Source organism: Paucibacter sp. TC2R-5, from assembly GCF_025717605.1.
Classification (GTDB): Bacteria; Pseudomonadota; Gammaproteobacteria; order Burkholderiales; family Burkholderiaceae_C; genus Paucibacter_A; species Paucibacter_A albus.
Genome location: NZ_JAJIRQ010000001.1, coordinates 735,824 through 755,334, shown reverse-complemented (window position 1 = coordinate 755,334; position 19,511 = coordinate 735,824). Strand labels below are relative to the sequence as shown.

Genomic DNA, 19,511 nt, shown 5'->3' with positions numbered 1-19,511 from the left:
AGCGAATGCTCCATCTTGAAACACTGAAACTGCGCTCCCAACAAGCCCTGCTGTCAAGGGCAATCAACCAGCACGCGTCAGCACCAGATACACGCGGCATGGTCACGGGGAGCTCAGCAAGCGCAGTAAAGATCAGGCCCGACGTCATCACAGGGCTACGAGGGAAGCACCGATGTCCGCCTTTGCTAACGCAAAAAGTAAGCGCATCTTGATTGTTGATGACAGCCGGGCCATTCAGGCCATCATTCGCCGCACGCTTGAATGCGAGGAGTTGGGCGACTTGCTTTTTCAAACCGCCAACGACGGCGCCGATGCGCTCGACAAGGTGGCGTCATTCAAACCTGACCTGGTCCTGTCGGACTGGCATATGCCCGGCGTCTCGGGCATCGAGATGCTGCAAACACTGCGGCAAACCGGCCACAACCATATTGCCGTGGGCTTCATCACCACCGACACGGCCGCCGAATGCCAAACCCAGGCTCGTAGCAACGGCGCCTTGTTCCTGCTCAACAAGCCATTTGATGACCGTACCTTGCGCAGCGCCGTGGCGCTGGGTCTGGGCCGCAGCTCCTTCCTCCGGCCCAGCGCCAAGCCCCGTGAGGCTCGCGGGTCTGAGTTGCCGCCGCCCGCCCAGGCTCAGTCGCAGACGCAGCTGCCTGCCATCGAGTCCTTGGCGCAAACGCAGCAAACCCTGTTCACTCACCTGGGCATGCGGGGCTTTGAGTTGGAGCGTATCTACACGGAGGGCCCTTATGTTCAACAATCGCCGCAGCTGATTGCGCTCTACGGCAGCGCAGGCCGCAAGGGCGTGTACGCTGTCGGATTGCTGGATCTGAGCGCTTGCGTGCTGATCGGCGGGCTGGCGGCCGGCTGCAGCGCGCAAGAGATGCAGGCCAGCCGCATCCAGCAAGCACCTAGCCAAAAGCAAATCGAGCAAGCATCGCGCTTTATGCGCTCAATGGCCGGCTTACTGAAAAAACGCTCCCCCAGCGACGCCCCAGCGCTCAACGCCGCCCGCGTCAGCAGCCAGCCGCAAGACAAGCTGGCCGGCCTGATCGAATCCAACGCGGGACGCTCGGACTTTTTGTTGCGCGTCAACAGCATGGGCGTTCAGGGCGAGGCGCGCCTGAGTTTCTTGCTGGCCTGAAGCTTTGCTTTTTGCGGAGCAGTTCGTTGATGCTCGCACTGGTTCACCGAATCCAAAAGCGAATGCATGAGCGCTATCAAGGTGCTGCCCAGCGACTTGCTGAAGTTCGAAAAATAGGCTTGGCTATGCCTTGGACGGCAGCGCCATCGTCGGCCGCTGCGCCATTGCCAAGCGCCAGCGGTGCAGATCGGGATGGCTCCGCTCATCGGGTTTGATGCGCAGCACGCGCGCGAAATCCACCGCCACGACTGCGGTGATATCGGCCAAGCTGAAGCGATCGGTGGCGATGAAGTCGCGCCCTTGCAAGCGCTCGTTCAAGACAGTGAAGAACTGCTGCACTCTTGCCAAACCACGTTGGGCCAGCTCGGGAATCTGCGCATAGTCCACCGGGCCGGGCAGCGCGCGGTTGACCATCGCGGGCGAGCTGTTACGCAGTGCCTCGGCGATGGCCAGCAGCCCCTCGAACTCGATGCGCCAATTCCAACTGGCGATCTCGGCCTTCTCTTCGGGCGAGATGCCCAACAAGGGCGGCTGCGGAAAACGCGCTTCCAGATAGGCGGCGATGGCCGCGTTGTCACTCAGCAGCAGGCCCTCGCCGGTGCGCAGCGCCGGCACCGTGCATTGCGGATTCAGCTGCCGGTAGGCCTGACCCATCTGTTCGACACGGCGCAGGTCGATCTCGACCGTGTCATGAGCAATGCCTTTTTCGGCCAGCAAGATGCGGGCGCGGCGGGGGCTGGGCGCGGTGGCACAGTCGTAAAGCGTGATGGGCATAGCGGCTGCTTTCTGGATTGCGGTGGGCTAAGGCCTGGCTAGAAGGTCCTGGCCGGCATCGGCCTGGCGAGCTCGCCAGGCGCGCAGGTCCTGCCGGTATTGGTCCATGGCCAGGTCGTGCAAATCGAAGATGCAAGGCTCGCAGCCATTGCCGCAACAGGCATCGAGGTCCGCCGCTGAGGGCGGCTGGGGCATGGCGTCGCTATCTCGAGCATTAAGAGGTAAATCCATGGCGAGAGATTGTCCACCAGCGCCGTCTAAAACGCCTGGCACAGGGCTTTGCGTTTCGGGCGTGGATAAATTTCAGACCGCCCTGGCCAATTTCGTCCTACGCAATGCGTGCTTGGTCGCAATCCCCCTGCCAGGCTCCGCCCGGCCTTCTACATTGGGCCACCCAGTTCCGGTGGAGGCCCATGAACACCCCCAAGTTTTCCCTCTCGATGACGCTGCGCGATTGGCGCGCCGGTGAGTTGCAGTTCCTGTTGATCGCGTTGACGCTGTCGGTCGCTGCGATCGCTTCGGTGAGCTTTTTTGTCGACCGCATCCGGGCCGGCATGGACCGCGACGCGGGCCAGATGCTGGCCGCCGACTTGCGCGTCGCCAGCGACACGCCGCTCAGCCCCGATTGGCAGGCCGCCGCCCTGCAGCGCGGCCTGCAGACGGCCCAAACCATTGAAACCCTCAGCGTGGCCATGGCCGGCCAAGGAATCGACACCCGCTCGCATTTGGTTGGGGTCAAGGCGGTCAGCGCCAGCTACCCGCTGCGCGGCCAAATCCGTTTGAAGCCAGAGGAAGAACGATCCCTTGCCACGCCCGCAACGCCTTCAGCAGGCAGCGCCTGGGTCGACGAGCTGGTGTTGAGCGAGCTCAAGCTCAAGCTGGGTGAGCCGCTGCAACTCGGCGACAAGACTTTTCGGGTCACGCACATCATCAGCAGTGAGCCCGACAGCAGCGGCGCCATGCGCAGGTTCGCGCCCCGGGTGATGATCGCCCAGGCCGATCTGGCCGCCACCCAGTTGATCGGGCCGGCCTCGCTGGTGATTTACCGCCTCTTGCTGGCCGGCGCGCCCGCGTCGGTGGAGGCGTTCAAGACCGAGCTGCAAGCCAAGGCCGAGGCGCGCAAACAGACGAACCTGCAGGTCGATTCGCTGGCCTCCAGCCGCGCGAAATTGGGCGAAGTGTTGCAACGGGGCGAGCAATTTCTAGCTTTGGTGAGCCTGCTCTCGGCGCTGTTGGCGGCGGTGGCGGTGGCGATGGCGGCGCGCCGCTTCATGCTGCGCCACCTGAACGCCAGCGCCATGCTGCGCGTGCTGGGCCTGACGCAAAATCAGCTCGGCGCCGTCTTCTTTATCGAGTTCTTGCTGGTCGGCCTGCTCGGCAGCGCGGCCGGTGTGGCCATCGGTTACGCCGGCCATTTCGTGTTGTTGGAATGGCTGGGAAAACTGCTCGGCAAGGAGCTGCCCGCGGCAAGCTGGCTGCCGGCCTTGCAATGCCTGGCCAGCGGCCTGGTCTTGCTGCTGGGTTTTGCGCTACCGCCTTTGCTGCAACTGCGCCATGTACCGCTCGTCAGCGTGATGCGCCAAGAACCGCTGCCGATGAAGGGGCTGACCCTGGCCAGCTACGGCCTGGGCCTGCTGGCCTTTGTCGGCCTGCTGCTGTGGCAGACCGGCGATGTGCGTCTGGCCGGTTTGAGCGTCGTCGGCTTCCTGCTCGGCTTTGCGCTTTTCGCTGGCGCCGCGATCTTGAGCATGCGGGCGCTCAAGCTGACAGCGGGGGCCTTCCCCACCCTGCCCACCTGGCGCTTCGCCGTCACCGCGCTGCAACGCCGACCGGCCGCCACCGTGACCCAGATCGTCGCCTTGGCCATCGGTTTGATGGCCTTGCTGCTCTTGACCCTGGTGCGCCAGGACTTGATCAAGTCCTGGCAAAACAGCACGCCGGCCGACGCCCCCAACCATGTGATCTTCAACATCATGCCGCAGCAAGTTGCCCCGATCAGCGCCAAGCTGGCCAGCATCGGCTCGCCCGAGTTGCAAAGCCAAATGCGCGGCCATTTGGCGCAAATCAACGGCAAAAATATCGCCGACATCAAGTTCAGCGACGCCAAGGCGCAGGCGCTGGCCGAGCGGGAGTTCGATCTGTCCGACACCGACCGGCTGCCGCCGAACAGCAAAATCACGGATGGTCATTGGCACCAGCTTCAACAAACGCAGCAGGGGCCAAGCAAGGCCGAAGTATCGGTCGACGAGCAAATTGCCAAGCGGCTGGGGCTGAAACTGGGTGACCGCCTGAGTTTCGCGTTAGCCGGTCAGACTTACAGCGCCAGCATCACCAGCCTGCGCAAGGACGAAGTGCAGCTCCAGCGCCTGATCTTCGACTTTTTGCTCAAGCCCGACAGCAGCGTCGATCTGCCGCGCACCTATCTGACGAACTTCTTCTTGCCGGCCGGCGAGCAGCGGTTGATCACCGAGCTATTGCACGAATTCCCCAACCTCAGCGTGCTCGACTTTGGCACCCTGCTCCAGCAAGCGCGCGAGATGCTGGATCAGGTCGCGGCAGCAGTGGAGTTCTTGTTTGCCTTTACGCTGGCTGCCGGCGTGGCGGTGCTGTATGCGGCGCTGGCCGGCTCGCAAGACCAGCGCATGCAAGAAGCGGCCCTGTTGCGAACCCTGGGCGCCACGCGCCAGCAGTTGCGCAGCGCGCAGTGGCTCGAATACCTGCTGATGGGCGGCCTGGCCGGCCTGCTCGCCGCGAGCGGCGCTGCGGCCATCAACTGGGCGTTGGCCAAATTTGTTTTCCACCTCGCATGGAGCCTCTCGCCGCAACTATGGCTGGCCGGCCTGGTCCTGGGCGCCGTTTGCGCGGTGCTGGGCGGCTGGCTGGGCCTGCGCAAGATCCTCACACAAGCACCGCTGCTCAGCTTGCGCGGTGTCTAGACCGCAACTCCTTATCTACAGGCTCTTAACATGAACAACTCGAACACAGATGCCCTGCCGGCGACAGCGCAGCCTGCGGCCATCAGCGTCAAAAATCTAGGCAAACAAGTCCCCGATGCCGGTGGCGCGCTGACGATTCTGCAAGACATCTCATTCGAGGTGCAAAAGGGCGAAACATTGGCCTTGCTCGGGGCGTCGGGCTCCGGCAAGTCCACCTTGCTGGGCCTGTTGGCCGGCCTGGACAGCCCCAGCCAAGGCAGCGTCTGGCTGGAGGGTCAGGACATCTTTGCTCTGGATGAAGACGGCCGGGCGATTCTGCGCAAGCACAAGCTCGGCTTCGTGTTTCAGTCCTTCCAGCTCTTGCCGCATCTCAACGCGCAGGAGAACGTGTCGCTGCCGCTGGAACTGCGCGGCGACAAGTCAGCTCGAGAGAAGGCGCGCGCGATGCTGGACCGGGTGGGTCTGGCAGCCCGGCTGCGCCACTACCCTAAATACCTGTCGGGCGGGGAGCAGCAGCGGGTCGCACTGGCGCGCGCTTTTGTCACCGCACCGGCGCTGTTAATGGCCGATGAGCCGACCGGCAGCCTGGATGCCGCCACCGGAACAGCCGTGATGCAATTGATGTTCGACCTGACCCGCGAGCATCGCTCCACGCTGGTGATGGTCACGCATGACCAGGGGCTGGCGGCGCGCTGCGGGCGCCAGATCAGCTTGTCTGCGGGCAGGATGTTGGAGCCGCAAGTCTGCGCTTAAAGCTGCGCTTGAGCCGCACTCACATCTGCTTGAACAGATGCGTATAGCTCTCGGCCACCAGCAGCGACTCGGGCTTATCTTTCAGCTTCAATTGCAAGCGCCCGCGGAAGTCTCGGCTGGCGCCGGCGATGGCCGCCACATTGACCAGCGTCGAGCGATGGATTTGCCAGAACTGATGGGCATCGAGCTCCTCCGCCAGTTCTTTGAGCGGCTTGCGAATCAAGGCCTCGGCGTCACGGGTCACCACACGGGTGTATTTGGTGTCGGCCTGAAAGTACAAGATCTCGTCAACGGTCAGCAGCCTGAGCGTCTGCCCGACCGAGGCATTGATCCAGCGCAGCGGCGCACGCGCTTGCGCTCCAGGCTGCGGACTCGATGGCGAGTTCCGCTCTTCTGCCTCAAGCGGCTCTCGCGACAGTTGCTTCAACAGGTTCCCGATATCCGCAGGCGGCCCTTGCAGCCGCTCTTTGAGGCGGCGGATGGTGGTGAACAGGCGCGGCACCGACAAGGGTTTGAGCAAATAGTCGACTGCGCCGGCATCAAAGGCCTCGATCGCGTATTGGTCGTAAGCCGTTGCAAAAACAATATGCGAGCGTCCCTGCCCTGCTAGCTGAGCGGCGACTTCCAGCCCGGTGGCGCCCGGCATCTGAATGTCCAAAAACACCACATCAGGCCGATGTTCGGCGACCAACCGCAGCGCCGCGATGCCGTCGGCGGCCTCGCCCAAAATGCACAGCTCGGGCCAGACCTGGCCCAAAGCCTCGATCAATTCCTGCCTGAGCGTGGCCTCGTCTTCGGCCACCACGGCGGTGTAGGTTCTACTCATCAATCATCTCCATCAGAGCTGCGGCTCAAGCTTGCCGGCCAGCGCTCATGGCGCGGCGCAAGCGCGCAATCAAGCGATCCAATTGCGCCGGCGCTTGGGGCTGCCCTTGGGCGTAAGCTTGTTCAATCGACAGCAGCGAATCAAACAGCTGCTGCGGGTCAACTTGGGCAATCTTGGCGCGAAGCCGTGCGGCCATCGCCTCCTCGGCGTAACGACTCTGCTCACCCAACAAGCGCTGCAGCGCCAAATCCTTGTCTCGGCGGCGCGCGCGCATCTCGGCCAGCGCCACCACCAAGCCGCCCACGACCAAGACGTTCAAGGCCGCGCCCAGCACATTGAGCCAGGATTTATGCAAGGGGCTTTGAGCCCGGCAGTCCCCGCAGGCCAATCGCAAAGCAGCGGGGTCCAGCAGCAAAGGCAGCAGCAGCGAAAAAACCAGGTATGACAGAAACGCCGCAGCGCCGGCCCCGACCACTACCGCCAAGACCAGACGTCGGGTGCGAACAGCCGGGTCAGCAGATTCGCTGCGATCGGCCGGCAACCAACACAATAAAAAAACCAGCGCTTGAAACAAAAGCTGCACCGTGGCGAGGGCCAGCGGAGCCCAAGGCTGGGCGACCGGCGCAAAGTCAACCACGCGGTCCAAACCCTCGGCCCCCAGGTAGAGCGCCACCAACACCGCGCAAGCCAACTCACGGCGACGCAAGGAGCGCCAACTGCTGAGCAGATGAGCCACCGCCAAGGACAAGGCCAAGGACGGGCTCAACGCGCGTCCCCCGGCGGCAATGGCAGACGAATCCGCGCCAGCACACCTCTGGGCTGCAGCGCTTCCAGTTCCAATTTGGCGTTCGGGCCAAAACAGGCCAGCAATCTGGCCCTGGTGTTGGCCAGACCGACGCCGCTGCCGCCGCTGCCGGAGTTGCTGCCGAAGCCGGCCCCGTTGTCACGCACTTCCAAGACCGCTTCGCTGAGATCGGAGCCGAGCACTTTTTGAGCGGTGATTTGTAAATGCCCACCTTCGGTCAGCGGCCCGAGCCCATGCTTGATGGCGTTCTCCACCAAGGTGGCCAGAATCAAGGGCGGCAGGCGCAGGCCCAGCAAGCCGGGGTCGGCTTTGATCTCAAAGCTCAGCCGCTCGCCCATGCGCATCTGCAGGATGTGCAGGTAGTTGCGCAGCAACTCCAACTCCTGCCCCAAGGTCGACATTTGCTCGCGCATGCCGGGCAGGGCCGCGTGCAAATAGGCGATCAAGCTGCCCAGCATGTCGCGCCCCCGATCGGGCGTCGTGGCGTACAAGCGGCGGGTGGTCGCCAAGGTGTTGAAAAGAAAATGTGGCTCGATCTGCGCGTTCAAGGCCACCATCTGCGCTTCCATATGCTGCGTGCGCAAGGCTTCGCTCTGCCGCCGGGCCGCAGCCAAGCTCTCTTGGAGCTGCCGGTCTTTCATGCGCGAGATCAGCACCGCATAAGCCATGCAGCCCAACAAGCTGTAGAGCGCCAAGCGCGTCAAGAAAAAGCCCCAATAAATCGGCACCTCAGGGGCCTTGTAGTTGACCCAGGCAAAGCGCAGCAGCATGGCAAAAGCAAGACCCGACACCACCAGCCCCACACGTAGCAACCATTCGCCTCGTGGCCCGATGGCATGCTGCTTGCGCCAAGCAGCCAAGACGGCCTCGGCGCAGGCGGCGCTCAGCAAAATGAGCACGCCCGGCAACAGCGCCAGGCCCGCATAAGAGGCGACCATGAGCAGCCATTGCCGCGCGCCTGCGTCCGCGCCTTCGCCTTCGTACCAAGTCAGCGCCCGCGCCAAGGACAAGAGCACGCTCAACGCCAGCATGGCAGCGATCACGCGCAAATTGAAGACCGACAGAAAGGCTTTTTTCATCGAGGCAGGGCAAGGCAAAGATTCATTGTGCGAGCGAGCAATGGCTTGACCGATGCCAAGCCTGCTCGCCCTCCTGCGCTCATTGTCGAGCGGCCAAGCCCCGCGGCGTAGCCCCTAGCGACCGGCCCGGCCGGGCGCCGACGAAATGGGGATTAAGTCAGCTGACTTCGGCAGGCTCCCGGCGCCAGATTCACTGCGCCTTGGGGCGCCCGTAGTGGGCCGTGAAGCTGGCCTTGCCCAGCGCGTTGGCGTTGATCATGTAGCCGGCCAATGCGGCGGTGGCGTCGGCCGGGATCTCCAGCTTCTCGGTCTTGAGCGCATGCACGGTGAAGATGTAGCGGTGCGGCTTATCACCTTGCGGCGGGCAGGTGCCGCCCCAGGCGGCTACGCCATAGTCAATCCGCACATGGCTGGCGCCCTTGGGCAGATTGGCCCCGCCGACCAGACCGGCGTCGGCCGCCAGCGAGGTGGTTTCGGCCGGCAGATTGATGACCGACCAATGCCACCAGCCCGAGCCGGTGGGTGCGTCGGGGTCATACACCGTCACGGCAAAAGACTTGGTGCCGGCGGGTGCGCCGCTCCATTGCAGCGCGGGCGACTTGTTCTCGCCCGAGCACCCAAAGCCGTTGAACTCGAACTTCTGGTCCATCACGCTGCCGGCCTTGATCTCGGGGCTGCTGAGTTGGAAGCCGGCGGCGTGAATGAGGGAGGAGGCGCCGATCAGTGCGCTGGCCAGGAGGATGCTTTTCATCGTCATACTTTCAAAAATTGGCAGAAGCGCTATGGTGCGCCGACATGCCGCCTAGCCCTAGCCCGCAGGCCTCAATTGCTGTGCGCCATAGCGCAAGCTTGCAAATTTGGCCACTCGATCAAGGCCGCAGATGGGACGGCGTAAACCCGAAGCGCTCACGAAACGCGGCCGAAAACCGGCTGTGGGAGTCGTAGCCACAACGAGCCGCGACCTCGGAAACCTGCAGCGCCGAATCTTGCAGCAAGGCCATCGCGGTCTCCAATCGAACCTCGCGAATGCAATGGCTGAAGGTCAGCAACTCGTCGGCCAGGCGACGCTGCAAGGTGCTGGCGCTCAGGTGGAAGGCTGCCGCCACCTCGTTCAATGACCAATTCGCCTGCGGCCGCTGACCAACCAAACGACGGACCCGGTCACCCCAAGCCAACTCGCGGGTGGCCGAGAACACCAGGCCGCGTTCCGCCAGCAAGAGCAAGACGCCAAGCGCCCGGTGCTCACAAACGGCGGCTGAAGACTTGCCGTCGGATCGCGAAGACAAGAGCGCCGACATGGCAAGACCAAAGATCGCGGTGAATTCCTCATCGGCGGCAGAGCTGGCACAGCCTTGCACCGGCGGCATGCCGGCAAACTGGCCGAACTGCTCGTGAAAGCGCTCGATCAGCGCCGGCGCAAACGCAATCAGGCGCGCCTCATAGCGACCGCCCGGCCGGGGTTCATTGACCATGTCCCATTGCGTCAGGCGTGGGATCACAAACACCCTGCCAGCCGCAAAGCCAACTTCACCGGCCGGCGTCACCAGCCGCTTATGGCCAGCCATCACCCAGCCGACCAGATCGTCGCGCACCGTCGCTGTGCGCACCGCATGAGGCACGGCGGTAGAGATGGTTTGGGCACTGGCGTCGGTGAACACAGTTGTCATGCCGAATTGGATTCAGGGCTTTTCAACTTGGCCGTCGCTTCGCGCATTGAATACGCCGCCGAGCAACTCGGTTAAGCGCTCTACGCCCATCCTGAACCCACAAGCCTGCGCATGCCCGCCGCCGCCCATGCTTTCGGCCAGCGCAATGCAGTCAAAGCTGCGCTGTGAGCGCAGGCCGCATTTCACCGCGCCGCCCTGCCCTGCACTCCACATGAGGGCAAAAGTGCCGGACTTGGCCGACAGCAGATCGCCGACGAGGCTGTGAAACATGCCCGGTGCATTGACCATCAAGCCTTCGATGCCATTGAAGCTCAGCGGCTGAGCGCCTTCGGCCAAGTCGGCGCACAGCTTGCGGTATTTCTCGTCCATCGCCGCGCCGCGCGCCATGAAAGCCTCAACTTGCTCAGCACTGAAGGCGGAGATTTCCTGCCAGCGGGCGAACTCTTTGACCTCCATGTCCAGCGCCGACAGAAAGGCGCCGCTCTCTGGGTATTGCCAAGCCCAAATGTCGCGGTCTTCGACAAAGCGCACCAGGTCTGGCAAGGGCTGCTCGGGATGGAAGAACTCCCATGCCAAGCGTGCGCCGGACTTGCTCATGTCGAAATGCACCACACCGCAGCGGCAATTGAATCCCGAGAGCTTTTCGGCCGCGCTCTTGTGATGATCCAGCAGCACGAGCTTGGCGGCACCGCCGTCCTCGATAGCACTCAAAATTTCCGCCGGGAAGGAAAAGTCGAGCACATAGACCGCTCGGCCCGCAACCGGCGGCAAATCCGCCAATGTTTGAACTTGGCCATGATCCAAGCCAATGAACTCGGCATTGCCCTCGTAAAAAATCCAAGCTGCCAGCGCCGCCGCAAAGCCATCGGAGCAGCCTTTGCCGTGATAAAGAATCAAGGGCTGAGGGTCGCTCACAGATGGGGCAAACAAAACTGACAAAGGCAGGATAGTTTTCATATTCGGTTATGCGAGTTTGTGTTGACCTTGCACCGATTGGGCAAGAAAAAAAGCCCCAGGTCTTCGATGACTTGGGGCCTTCTATGGCGTTTCTCCGCACCTTGGCGGCCTTTAAATTGGTGGAGCCGGGGGGAATTGAACCCCCGTCCGCAAGCCATCACCGGGCAGTTCTACATGCTTAGCCGTCTGATTTGAATCTCACGGTTGAATCGCGCAGTGGCACGCTATCCTTCCCGCCAGTCACTTAATCTTGTTCTGTACCTTGTAACCCGATGCAGAACCAGCCAATGTGAATGACTTCTCAGCCTTCAGTCTTGCGACTTAAGCCCGGCCCATTGGCCAACCGTTGAGAAGCTCACGCGCAATTAAGCGGCGAGTGCGAACGTAGAGTCGTTTGCAGTTACTTTGTTTCCAGTGGTTTTACGAGCGGACTGGTGCTCGGCATGCCCTACTCCGGATCCGCACCCACGTCGAAACCTGGTCGGCCCCAGAACTTTGCATTTTAGGCCAATCCGAGCAGTTTCAAGATGCCGACCGGAGAAGAAAGAACAATATCGGCATTCCAGGACTCAATCGGCTTGCCATTGCCCAAATATCCCCAGCCGGCCGCCACCGTACCCATGCCGGCCGCGCGGCCGGCTACGATGTCTCGCTCATCGTCGCCCACGTAAACGCAGCGCTGCGGATCAACGCCGCCTCGCTTGGCCGCCTCAAGCAGCGGCGCCGGATGCGGCTTGGCATGCGCGGTGGTATCGCCACCAATCACCGCAAAAGCGGCGCCGTGCAGACCCAGATGGCGGGTCAAAGGCAAGGCAAAACGCTCGGCCTTGTTGGTCACAATGCCCCAGGGCGTGCCGGCTTTTTGCAGCGCATCAAGAAGCTCCAACACCTGATCGAACAGCCGAGTTTCCTGCGAAATGCGGGCTTCATAACGATCCAGGAACTCAGCCTTGACTGCCTCAAAATCACTGTCAGCGGGCGTGATTTGCAGGGCCACGTCGAGCATGCCCCGCGCACCTGCGCCGACCATGGGCCGCAAGACCGCCAAGGGCAGCGCCTCCAGGCCACGACTCAAGCGCATTTCGTTGGCCGCGCCGGCAAGATCCGGCGCACTGTCAGCCAAAGTGCCGTCGAGATCAAACAAAAAAGCCTGAACAGCAGTTGGTGAATCTTGCCATTTCTGAGAAATACCCAAGTTCATAGTGGCTTGCGGCATGCAAACAAGTAATTGACGCCGGTATCCGAGCCCAGGCTGTAGCGCTGAGTAAAGGGGTTATAGGTCAAGCCGCGACTGCATTGCAGTTCCAAACCAGCCTCTCGGCAAAACTGCGCCAACTCAGACGGACGCAAGAAGCGTGCGTATTCATGCGTACCAGCGGGCAGCATTTTGAGCACGTACTCAGCACCCACAATTGCAAAAAGAAAGGACTTGACGTTGCGATTCAGGGTCGACAAAAACACCCAGCCGCCGGGCCGGACCAGGTCCGCACAAGCGCGCACGACAGACGCGGGATCGGGCACATGCTCCAGCATTTCCATGCAAGTCACGACATCGAAACTGGCCGGCCGCTCAGCAGCCAGCGCTTCCACGGCAATTTCACGGTATTCAACCCCCTCGGTGCCGGCTTCCATCGCGTGCAGCTGCGCAACTTTGAGCGCCTTGCTTGCCAGGTCAATACCCAACACCTGCGCGTTGCGGCGGGCCATCGAGTCGCTCAGAATTCCGCCGCCGCAGCCCACATCCAGCACTTGCTTGCCGCTCAAGGGGCTGAGGCTGCAAATCCAGTCCAGGCGAAGCGGATTGATTTGGTGGAGCGGCTTGAATTCGCTCTCGGTGTCCCACCATCGGTGGGCCAGGTCGCCAAATTTGGCGAGTTCTTGAGGGTCTGCATTGATCATCATGGCGCAATCGTAGCGGGTTGAATTCGACAGTTGGACGCCAGCTTGGACCCTAAAGCCACAAGCCGGTCTCCCCAACGAAAAAGCCCCGCGTCAGCGGGGCTTTCAATTTCAGAAAACCAAGCGCCTAGGCGCTTGTTAACTGATTACTTGGTGTCGCGTGTACCGACCACTTCGATCTCAACGCGGCGGTTCTTGGCGCGGCCTTCTGCAGTCTTGTTGTCAGCAATAGGAGCCTTCTCGCCCTTGCCTTCGGTGTAGACGCGGTTCTTCTCGGCGCCCAAGCTCACCAAATAGGCCTTGACGGCTTCGGAGCGACGGACCGACAACTTCTGGTTGTACTCTTCAGTACCGATCCAGTCAGTGTGACCGACGGCGATGATGACTTCCAGGTTCAGAGCCTTGGTCTTGCCGTACAGGTCAGCCAAAACAGTCTTGCCTTCTGGCTTCAACACATACTTGTCGAAGTCGAAGAATGCGTCAGCAGCGAAAGTCACCTTCTCGCTGGTTGGCTTTGGAGGCACAACCACTGGCTTAGGTGCAACAGGTGCAACCACGGGAGCAGGTGTTGGCTCAACTGGAGCGGCCTTGACAGCTGGCTTCAAAGCGCCGTCGCATTCCTGGAGTGCCGTAGCAGGCGTCCAGTTGCTGTCACGCCAGCACAGCTCGTTGGTACCGTTCTTGACAGCGGTGCCATCAGTAGCGCGCCAGTTATCAATGGTTTGCTGCGTGGTCTGCGCGAAGGCGCCGGACGCGGCAACCGCTGCGATAGCGAAAAGCGACGCCACTCGATTCAATTTCTTCATGATTCTCCTCTCAAGGAATGCCGCAGTTGCCCTGCGATTGCCTAGTACTGGAACAAAAAAACCTCGGAAACTCCCGCAGTACGGGTTTCTCCTAGGGACTCATCGATTGTGCCATAGGGCACCGATAACTTCGTATTGTGGCGGTGCTTGATGTGAAGGTAAGTGGCATTGTTGCGTCGCTGCGACAGCCGCAGGCCTTTAGAATGCCAGTTCCTGTCCCCAACGATGCAGGCCGCCCCCGCTGGGTGCGGGCCGAGCACAAAGCGCATGACCCAGTTCGCCAAGGAAACATTGCCCATCAGCCTCGAAGAGGAAATGCGGCGTTCATACCTCGATTACGCAATGAGCGTGATTGTTGGTCGTGCTCTACCCGATGCACGAGACGGCCTTAAGCCGGTGCACAGGCGCGTGCTCTTCGCGATGCACGTGCTCAATAATGATTGGAATCGCCCCTATAAAAAATCCGCCCGTATCGTCGGCGATGTGATTGGTAAATACCACCCGCATGGCGACACCGCGGTGTATGACACCATCGTGCGGATGGCGCAAGATTTCTCCATGCGCCATATGTTGGTGGATGGCCAGGGTAATTTCGGCTCGGTCGACGGCGATAACGCTGCAGCGATGCGATATACCGAAATTCGTTTGGCGAAAATAGCCCACGAAATGCTGGCCGATATTGACAAAGAAACCGTCAATTTCGGACCAAACTATGACGGCTCGGAAAGCGAGCCGCTGGTTCTGCCGACAAGGCTGCCAAGTTTGCTGGTCAACGGCTCGACCGGTATTGCCGTCGGCATGGCGACCAATATTCCGCCGCACAACCTCAACGAGGTCATCGACGCCTGCTTGCATGCGCTGAAGAACCCCGATGTGACCATCGACGAATTGATGGAAATCATCCCGGCACCGGACTTCCCGACCGCCGGCATCATCTACGGCCTGTCAGGTGCCCGCGACGGCTACCGTACCGGCCGCGGCAAGGTGGTGATGCGCGCCAAGGTCCACTTCGAGGACATCGACAAGGGCTCGCGCCAATCGATCATCGTTGACGAGATCCCTTACCAGGTCAACAAGAAGACCTTGCTCGAGCGCATCGCCGAGTTGGTGCACGAGAAGAAGATCGAAGGCATCAGCCACATCCAGGACGAGAGCGACAAGTCCGGCATGCGCGTGGTGATCGAGCTCAAGCGCGGCGAAGTGCCCGAAGTGGTGCTGAACAATCTGTACAAGCAGACGCAGCTGCAAGACACCTTCGGCATGAATATGGTCGCGCTGATCGACGGCCAGCCCAAGCTGTGCAACCTGAAAGAGCTGATCATCGTCTTCCTGGAACATCGCCGTGAAGTGGTGACGCGCCGCACGATTTTCGAGCTGCGCAAGGCCCGCGACCGCGGCCATGTGCTGGAAGGCCTGGCCGTTGCGATGGCCAATATCGATGAGTTCATCGCCACCATCAAGGCCTCGCCGACGCCACCTGTGGCCAAGGCCGCTCTGATGGCCAAGAGCTGGGACTCCTCGCTGGTGCGGGAAATGTTGGCACGCGCCGAAGGCGATACCGAAGGCGGCCGAAATGCCTACCGCCCGGAAGGTCTGCCGCCGGCCTATGGCCTGCAGAGCGATGGCCTGTACCGCCTGTCGGACGAGCAAGCCGGCGAAATTCTGCAGATGCGTCTGCAGCGCTTGACCGGCCTGGAGCAGGACAAGATCGTTGCCGAATACCGCGAAGTGATGGCGCAGATCGCCGATTTGCTGGACATCCTGGCCAAGCCGGCCCGCGTCACTGCCATCATCGTTGACGAACTGACCCAAGTTCGCCTGGAGTTCGGCCAGACCAAGATCGGTGCGCGCCGCAGCTCGATCGAACACAACCCGCAAGAACTCGGCACCGAGGACCTGATCACACCGACCGATATGGTGGTGACGCTCTCGCACACCGGCTATATCAAGAGCCAGGCGCTGAGCGAATACCGGGCGCAAAAACGCGGCGGACGCGGCAAGCAAGCGACGCAGACCAAGGACGATGACTGGGTCGATCAGCTCTTCATCGCCAACACGCATGACTGGCTGCTGTGCTTCAGCAACCGTGGCCGCGTTTACTGGCTGAAGGTCTGGGAAGTACCGCAGGGCTCGCGCGCGTCGCGCGGCAAGCCTATCGTCAATATGTTCCCGCTGCAGCAGGACGAAAAAATCACCGTCGTGTTGCCGCTGACTGGCGAATTCCGCGTCTTCCCTGAAGGCCATTTCATCTTCATGGCGACGGCCTTGGGCACGGTCAAGAAGACGCCGCTGGAAGACTTCGCCAACCCGCGCAAGTCCGGCATCATCTCGATCGCGCTGGATGAAGGCGACCACCTGATTGGCGCCGCGCTGACCGACGGCAAGCATGATGTGATGCTGTTCAGCGACGGCGGCAAGGCGGTGCGCTTTGACGAAGACGATGTGCGCTCGCTGGGCCGCACGGCGCGCGGTGTGCGCGGCATGATGCTCGAGCCCGAGCAGCGCTTGATCGCGATGCTGGTGGCCGAAGACGACGGCACGCAGTCGGTCTTGACCGCCACCGAAAACGGCTTTGGCAAGCGCACCAACATCCTGGAGTACACCCGCCACGGCCGCGGCACCAAGGGCATGATCGCGATCCAGCAGACCGAGCGCAATGGCCGAGTGGTGGCCGCGACGCTGGTGCGTCCGGATGACGAAATCATGCTGATCACCGACCGTGGTGTGCTGGTGCGCACCCGGGTCTCGGAAATCCGTGAACTCGGTCGCGCTACCCAGGGCGTCACCCTGATTGCACTGGACGACGGCTCTAAACTGTCGGGCCTGCAACGCATCGTCGAAAACGATGCGAATGAAGGCAACACCCTCGACACCGAAACCACTGACGGCGCATCCACCGAAAACGGTGACGCCTCTGACGACGCTAACAAGGAATAAGCTTGAACAAGTCCATGAAGATTTTGGCCACAGCGGCCCTCGCAGTTTGTGTTAACGCCGGTTTCGCACAGGCTGCCACGCCCGCTGCCACGCCTGCTGCTGCCGCGCCGTCGGCCGCCAAGAAGGAATTGATTGCCAAGCTGATTCAGCTGCAGCAACCCGGCGTCGAGAACATTGCCCGCATGCTGATTCAGCAGCCAGTCGGTCAATTGATGCAAGGTGCAGGTCAGGCCTTGCAAACGCAAGTGCCCGCCGAGAAGCGCGAAGCCACCGCCAAAGCGATTGAAGCCGAAGTGCGCAAATTCGTCGATGAGGCCGTGCCCATGGTGAAGGACAAGGGCGCCAAGATGTCGGCCGGCGTGTGGGCGCCTATGCTGGACGAAAAGTTCAGCGAAGACGAACTCAAGCAGATCATTGTTTGGTTAGAGTCCTCAGCCAGCAAAAAGTACCAGCAAATCGGTGCCGAGATGCAAAACGCATTGGGTCAAAAGCTGATGGCTGAGGTCGGCCCTGGCCTGGACACCAAGTTCAAAGCCTTGCAGCAGAGCATCGCCAAACAACTGGGCGTGGCGCCCAAGCCCGCCACACCGGCCGCCCCGCCCGCCAAAAAGTAATTTCTTCCTCGCCCTTAGCCCTGCTCTTGCCCCCGCCCTGAAAAGATGAGCCTTCGCCCCTTCAATTTTTCCGCCGGCCCCGCCGCCTTGCCTGAAGAGGTGCTGAGACAAGTGGCCGGGGAGATGTTGGATTGGCAGGGCTCAGGCATGAGCGTGATGGAAATGAGCCACCGCGGTGCGGAGTTCACCTCGATTTCCACAGCGGCGGAGGCCGATCTGCGCGAGCTGCTGCAGGTGCCGGCCAATTTCCGCATCCTGTTTATGCAGGGCGGCGGCTTGGCCGAGAACGCGATCGTGCCGATGAACCTATCCAAAGGCGGCAAGGTCGACTTTGTGGTCAGCGGTTCCTGGTCAAAGAAAAGCGCCGAAGAAGCAAAGCGTTATGCCGATGCCGCGGTGGCGGCCAGCGGTAGTGACAGCAAGTTCACCACCCTGCCCGCCCTGAGCACCTGGCAATTGCGCCGTGAGGCGGCCTACGTCCACCTCTGCTCCAACGAAACGATTGACGGCGTCGAGTTCCACGAATTGCCCGATCTGAAGGCGCTGGGCTGCGACGCGCCCTTGGTGATCGACTGCTCATCGCATCAACTCTCGCGCAGCATTGATTGGTCGCGGGTGGGCTTGGCCTTTGGCGGCGCGCAAAAGAATATCGGCCCAGCTGGCCTGACCCTGGTCTTTGTGCGCGAAGACCTGCTCGGTCACGCGATGTCGATTTGCCCATCGGCCTTTGATTTCAAGGTCGTGGCCGAGGCCAAGTCCATGTACAACACGCCGCCGACCTTTGGCATCTATGTCGCCGGCCTGGTGTTCCAGTGGCTCAAGCGCTTCAGCTACGCCGGCAAAACCGGCGTTGCCGCCATCGAGCAACGCAATATCGACAAGGCGCAGTTGCTGTACGCAGCGCTGGACGCATCTGCAATGTTTGAAAACCGTGTAGCGGTGGATTGCCGCTCACGCATGAATATCCCGTTCTACCTGAGCGGCAAGTTCAATACCGAGACACTCACTCAAGCCTTCCTGACCGGAGCGAAAGAGCGACAACTGCTGCAACTCAAGGGCCACAAGTCCGTGGGCGGCATGCGTGCATCGATCTATAACGCCATGCCACTCGAAGGCGTGCAAGCGCTGGTGGCGTATTTGAAGGACTTTGAGGCTCAATATGGCTGAAGTACCGGCTGAACAATCAGCTGCAACGACGGGCGTGCAAACGGCCAACAACACGGCAGCGCCCGAACTGCTGGCACTGCGTCAGCAAATCGATTCGCTTGACGCACAACTCCTGACCCTGCTGAACGAACGCGCCCATGTGGCCGAGCAGGTCGGCGAGATCAAGCGCCGCGAAGGCTCCCCCTTCTTCCGCCCCGACCGCGTGGCGCAGGTGATCGAGAAGATCAAAACTGCCAATACCGGCCCCTTGAAGGCCGAGCATGTCAGTGCAATTTGGCGCGAAATCATGTCGGCTTGTCTGGCGCTGGAAAGCCCACAGCGCGTCGCCGTGCTCGGCCCCTTGGGCACGTTTTGCGAACAGGCGGCAATCGAATATTTCGGCGGCGCCGCCGACCTGATTTACTGCAATAGCTTTGATGAGGTCTTCCACGCCACCGCCTCGGGCAGCGCGCAGTACGGTGTGGTCGGCGTCGAGAACATGACCGAGGGCGTGGTGACACGCTCGCTGGACTTGTTCCTGCACACCCCCACCCATGTGGTCGGCGAGGTCAGCTTGTTGATCCGCCACAACCTGATGCGGCTGGACAATTCGCAAGACGGCATCGAGGCCGTGCTGGCCCACCCGCAAGCGCTGGCGCAATGCCAGAACTGGCTGGCCAAGCATCTGCCCAATGCCGAGCGACGAGCGGTGTCCAGCAATGCCGAAGGCGCAAGGCTGGCGGCCACCAACCCGGCCTGGGCCGCGATCGCCAGCGAGCGTGCCTCGACAATTTTTGGCCTGCACATCGTTGCCCATGCGGTGCAGGACGAAGCCTATAACCGCACGCGCTTTGCCGTGATCTGCTTGCCGCAGACCATGGCCACGCCACCCGCTTCGGCGCATGACTGCACCAGCTTGATCGTTTCGGTGCCGAACCGGCCCGGCGCGATGCATGACCTCTTGGTGCCGCTGAAGACCCACGGCGTGTCGATGACGCGACTGGAGTCACGCCCGGCCCGTACCGGCCAGTGGGACTACTACTTCTACATCGATCTGGATGGTCACCCCTCGCAGCCCAATGTGGCCGCGGCCTTGGCCGAGTTGCGCGAGCTGAGTGCCTTTTTCAAGGTGATTGGCTCCTACCCCGTGAAAGCGTAAGGCAAG

The 19,511-nt window shown here is 61.6% G+C and carries 18 protein-coding genes and 1 other RNA gene; 7 read left to right on the top strand and 12 right to left on the bottom strand.

Annotation, left to right across the window (positions count from 1 at the left end; genetic code table 11):
- The first annotated feature begins 172 nt into the window (after positions 1-172).
- Complete coding sequence (locus LNV08_RS03215) at positions 173-1,147, top strand: response regulator (RefSeq protein ID WP_263532193.1); 975 nt, start codon at positions 173-175, stop codon at positions 1,145-1,147.
- 123 nt (positions 1,148-1,270) lie between these two features.
- Here the strand turns inward: LNV08_RS03215 and LNV08_RS03210 are convergent, their stop codons facing one another.
- A complete protein-coding gene (locus LNV08_RS03210; RefSeq protein WP_263532192.1) occupies positions 1,271-1,921 on the bottom strand; it encodes a glutathione S-transferase family protein in 651 nt (216 codons plus the stop codon).
- Between the two features lie 27 nt (positions 1,922-1,948).
- Positions 1,949-2,152, bottom strand: coding sequence for an oxidoreductase-like domain-containing protein (locus LNV08_RS03205; RefSeq protein ID WP_263532191.1), 204 nt, complete (start codon positions 2,150-2,152; stop codon positions 1,949-1,951).
- A gap of 182 nt (positions 2,153-2,334) precedes the next feature.
- On the opposite strand from LNV08_RS03205, the gene LNV08_RS03200 reads away from it, so the two are divergent.
- On the top strand, positions 2,335-4,857 hold the full coding sequence (locus tag LNV08_RS03200; protein ID WP_263532190.1) for an ABC transporter permease: 2,523 nt from the start codon (positions 2,335-2,337) through the stop codon (positions 4,855-4,857).
- Between the two features lie 30 nt (positions 4,858-4,887).
- On the top strand, positions 4,888-5,610 hold the full coding sequence (locus LNV08_RS03195) for an ABC transporter ATP-binding protein (RefSeq protein ID WP_263532189.1): 723 nt from the start codon (positions 4,888-4,890) through the stop codon (positions 5,608-5,610).
- Between the two features lie 19 nt (positions 5,611-5,629).
- Here LNV08_RS03195 and LNV08_RS03190 read toward each other — a convergent pair whose 3' ends face one another.
- The 10 genes from LNV08_RS03190 to ompA all read right to left on the bottom strand — a co-directional run bounded on the left by LNV08_RS03190 (position 5,630) and on the right by ompA (position 13,649).
- Positions 5,630-6,436 (bottom strand): LytR/AlgR family response regulator transcription factor, encoded by an 807-nt coding sequence (locus LNV08_RS03190; RefSeq protein ID WP_263532188.1) that lies wholly within the window; start codon positions 6,434-6,436, stop codon positions 5,630-5,632.
- Between the two features lie 25 nt (positions 6,437-6,461).
- Positions 6,462-7,202: a hypothetical protein gene (locus LNV08_RS03185; protein ID WP_263532187.1), complete on the bottom strand. Its 741-nt coding sequence runs from the start codon at positions 7,200-7,202 to the stop codon at positions 6,462-6,464.
- Positions 7,199-8,320 (bottom strand): sensor histidine kinase, encoded by a 1,122-nt coding sequence (locus LNV08_RS03180; RefSeq protein ID WP_263532186.1) that lies wholly within the window; start codon positions 8,318-8,320, stop codon positions 7,199-7,201. Before LNV08_RS03180 ends, LNV08_RS03185 begins: the two co-directional genes overlap by 4 nt.
- Before the next feature lie 190 nt (positions 8,321-8,510).
- The gene (locus tag LNV08_RS03175; protein WP_318014092.1) at positions 8,511-9,077 is read right to left on the bottom strand and encodes a YbhB/YbcL family Raf kinase inhibitor-like protein; all 567 of its coding nucleotides are present in this window, start codon (positions 9,075-9,077) and stop codon (positions 8,511-8,513) included.
- Positions 9,078-9,189: 112 nt separating this feature from the next.
- Positions 9,190-9,987, bottom strand: coding sequence for a helix-turn-helix transcriptional regulator (locus tag LNV08_RS03170; RefSeq protein WP_263532184.1), 798 nt, complete (start codon positions 9,985-9,987; stop codon positions 9,190-9,192).
- 12 nt (positions 9,988-9,999) lie between these two features.
- Positions 10,000-10,944 carry a DHH family phosphoesterase gene (locus LNV08_RS03165; RefSeq protein ID WP_263532183.1) on the bottom strand — a complete coding sequence of 315 codons (945 nt, stop codon included), beginning with the start codon at positions 10,942-10,944 and terminating at the stop codon, positions 10,000-10,002.
- Between the two features lie 117 nt (positions 10,945-11,061).
- Positions 11,062-11,433: a transfer-messenger RNA gene (gene ssrA, locus LNV08_RS03160) on the bottom strand.
- A gap of 13 nt (positions 11,434-11,446) precedes the next feature.
- Positions 11,447-12,160 carry a phosphoglycolate phosphatase gene (gene gph / locus LNV08_RS03155; RefSeq protein ID WP_263532182.1) on the bottom strand — a complete coding sequence of 238 codons (714 nt, stop codon included), beginning with the start codon at positions 12,158-12,160 and terminating at the stop codon, positions 11,447-11,449.
- Positions 12,142-12,846: a bifunctional 2-polyprenyl-6-hydroxyphenol methylase/3-demethylubiquinol 3-O-methyltransferase UbiG gene (gene ubiG / locus LNV08_RS03150; RefSeq protein ID WP_263532181.1), complete on the bottom strand. Its 705-nt coding sequence runs from the start codon at positions 12,844-12,846 to the stop codon at positions 12,142-12,144. Before ubiG ends, gph begins: the two co-directional genes overlap by 19 nt.
- A 143-nt stretch (positions 12,847-12,989) precedes the next feature.
- A complete protein-coding gene (ompA, locus tag LNV08_RS03145) occupies positions 12,990-13,649 on the bottom strand; it encodes an outer membrane protein OmpA (protein WP_263532180.1) in 660 nt (219 codons plus the stop codon).
- Between the two features lie 267 nt (positions 13,650-13,916).
- On the opposite strand from ompA, the gene gyrA reads away from it, so the two are divergent.
- Genes gyrA through pheA form a run of 4 tightly spaced genes read left to right on the top strand, consistent with a single transcriptional unit; the run spans position 13,917 to position 19,505 of the window.
- Complete coding sequence (gene gyrA, locus LNV08_RS03140; protein ID WP_263532179.1) at positions 13,917-16,586, top strand: DNA gyrase subunit A; 2,670 nt, start codon at positions 13,917-13,919, stop codon at positions 16,584-16,586.
- Positions 16,587-16,600: 14 nt separating this feature from the next.
- Positions 16,601-17,200, top strand: a complete 600-nt coding sequence (locus LNV08_RS03135) for a hypothetical protein (RefSeq protein WP_263532178.1) — start codon at positions 16,601-16,603, stop codon at positions 17,198-17,200.
- Positions 17,201-17,245: 45 nt separating this feature from the next.
- Positions 17,246-18,367, top strand: coding sequence for a 3-phosphoserine/phosphohydroxythreonine transaminase (gene serC, locus LNV08_RS03130; protein ID WP_263532177.1), 1,122 nt, complete (start codon positions 17,246-17,248; stop codon positions 18,365-18,367).
- Entirely contained in the window at positions 18,360-19,505 is a 1,146-nt protein-coding gene (pheA, locus tag LNV08_RS03125) for a prephenate dehydratase (RefSeq protein WP_263532176.1), read from the top strand. Before serC ends, pheA begins: the two co-directional genes overlap by 8 nt.
- Positions 19,506-19,511 lie beyond the last annotated feature (6 nt).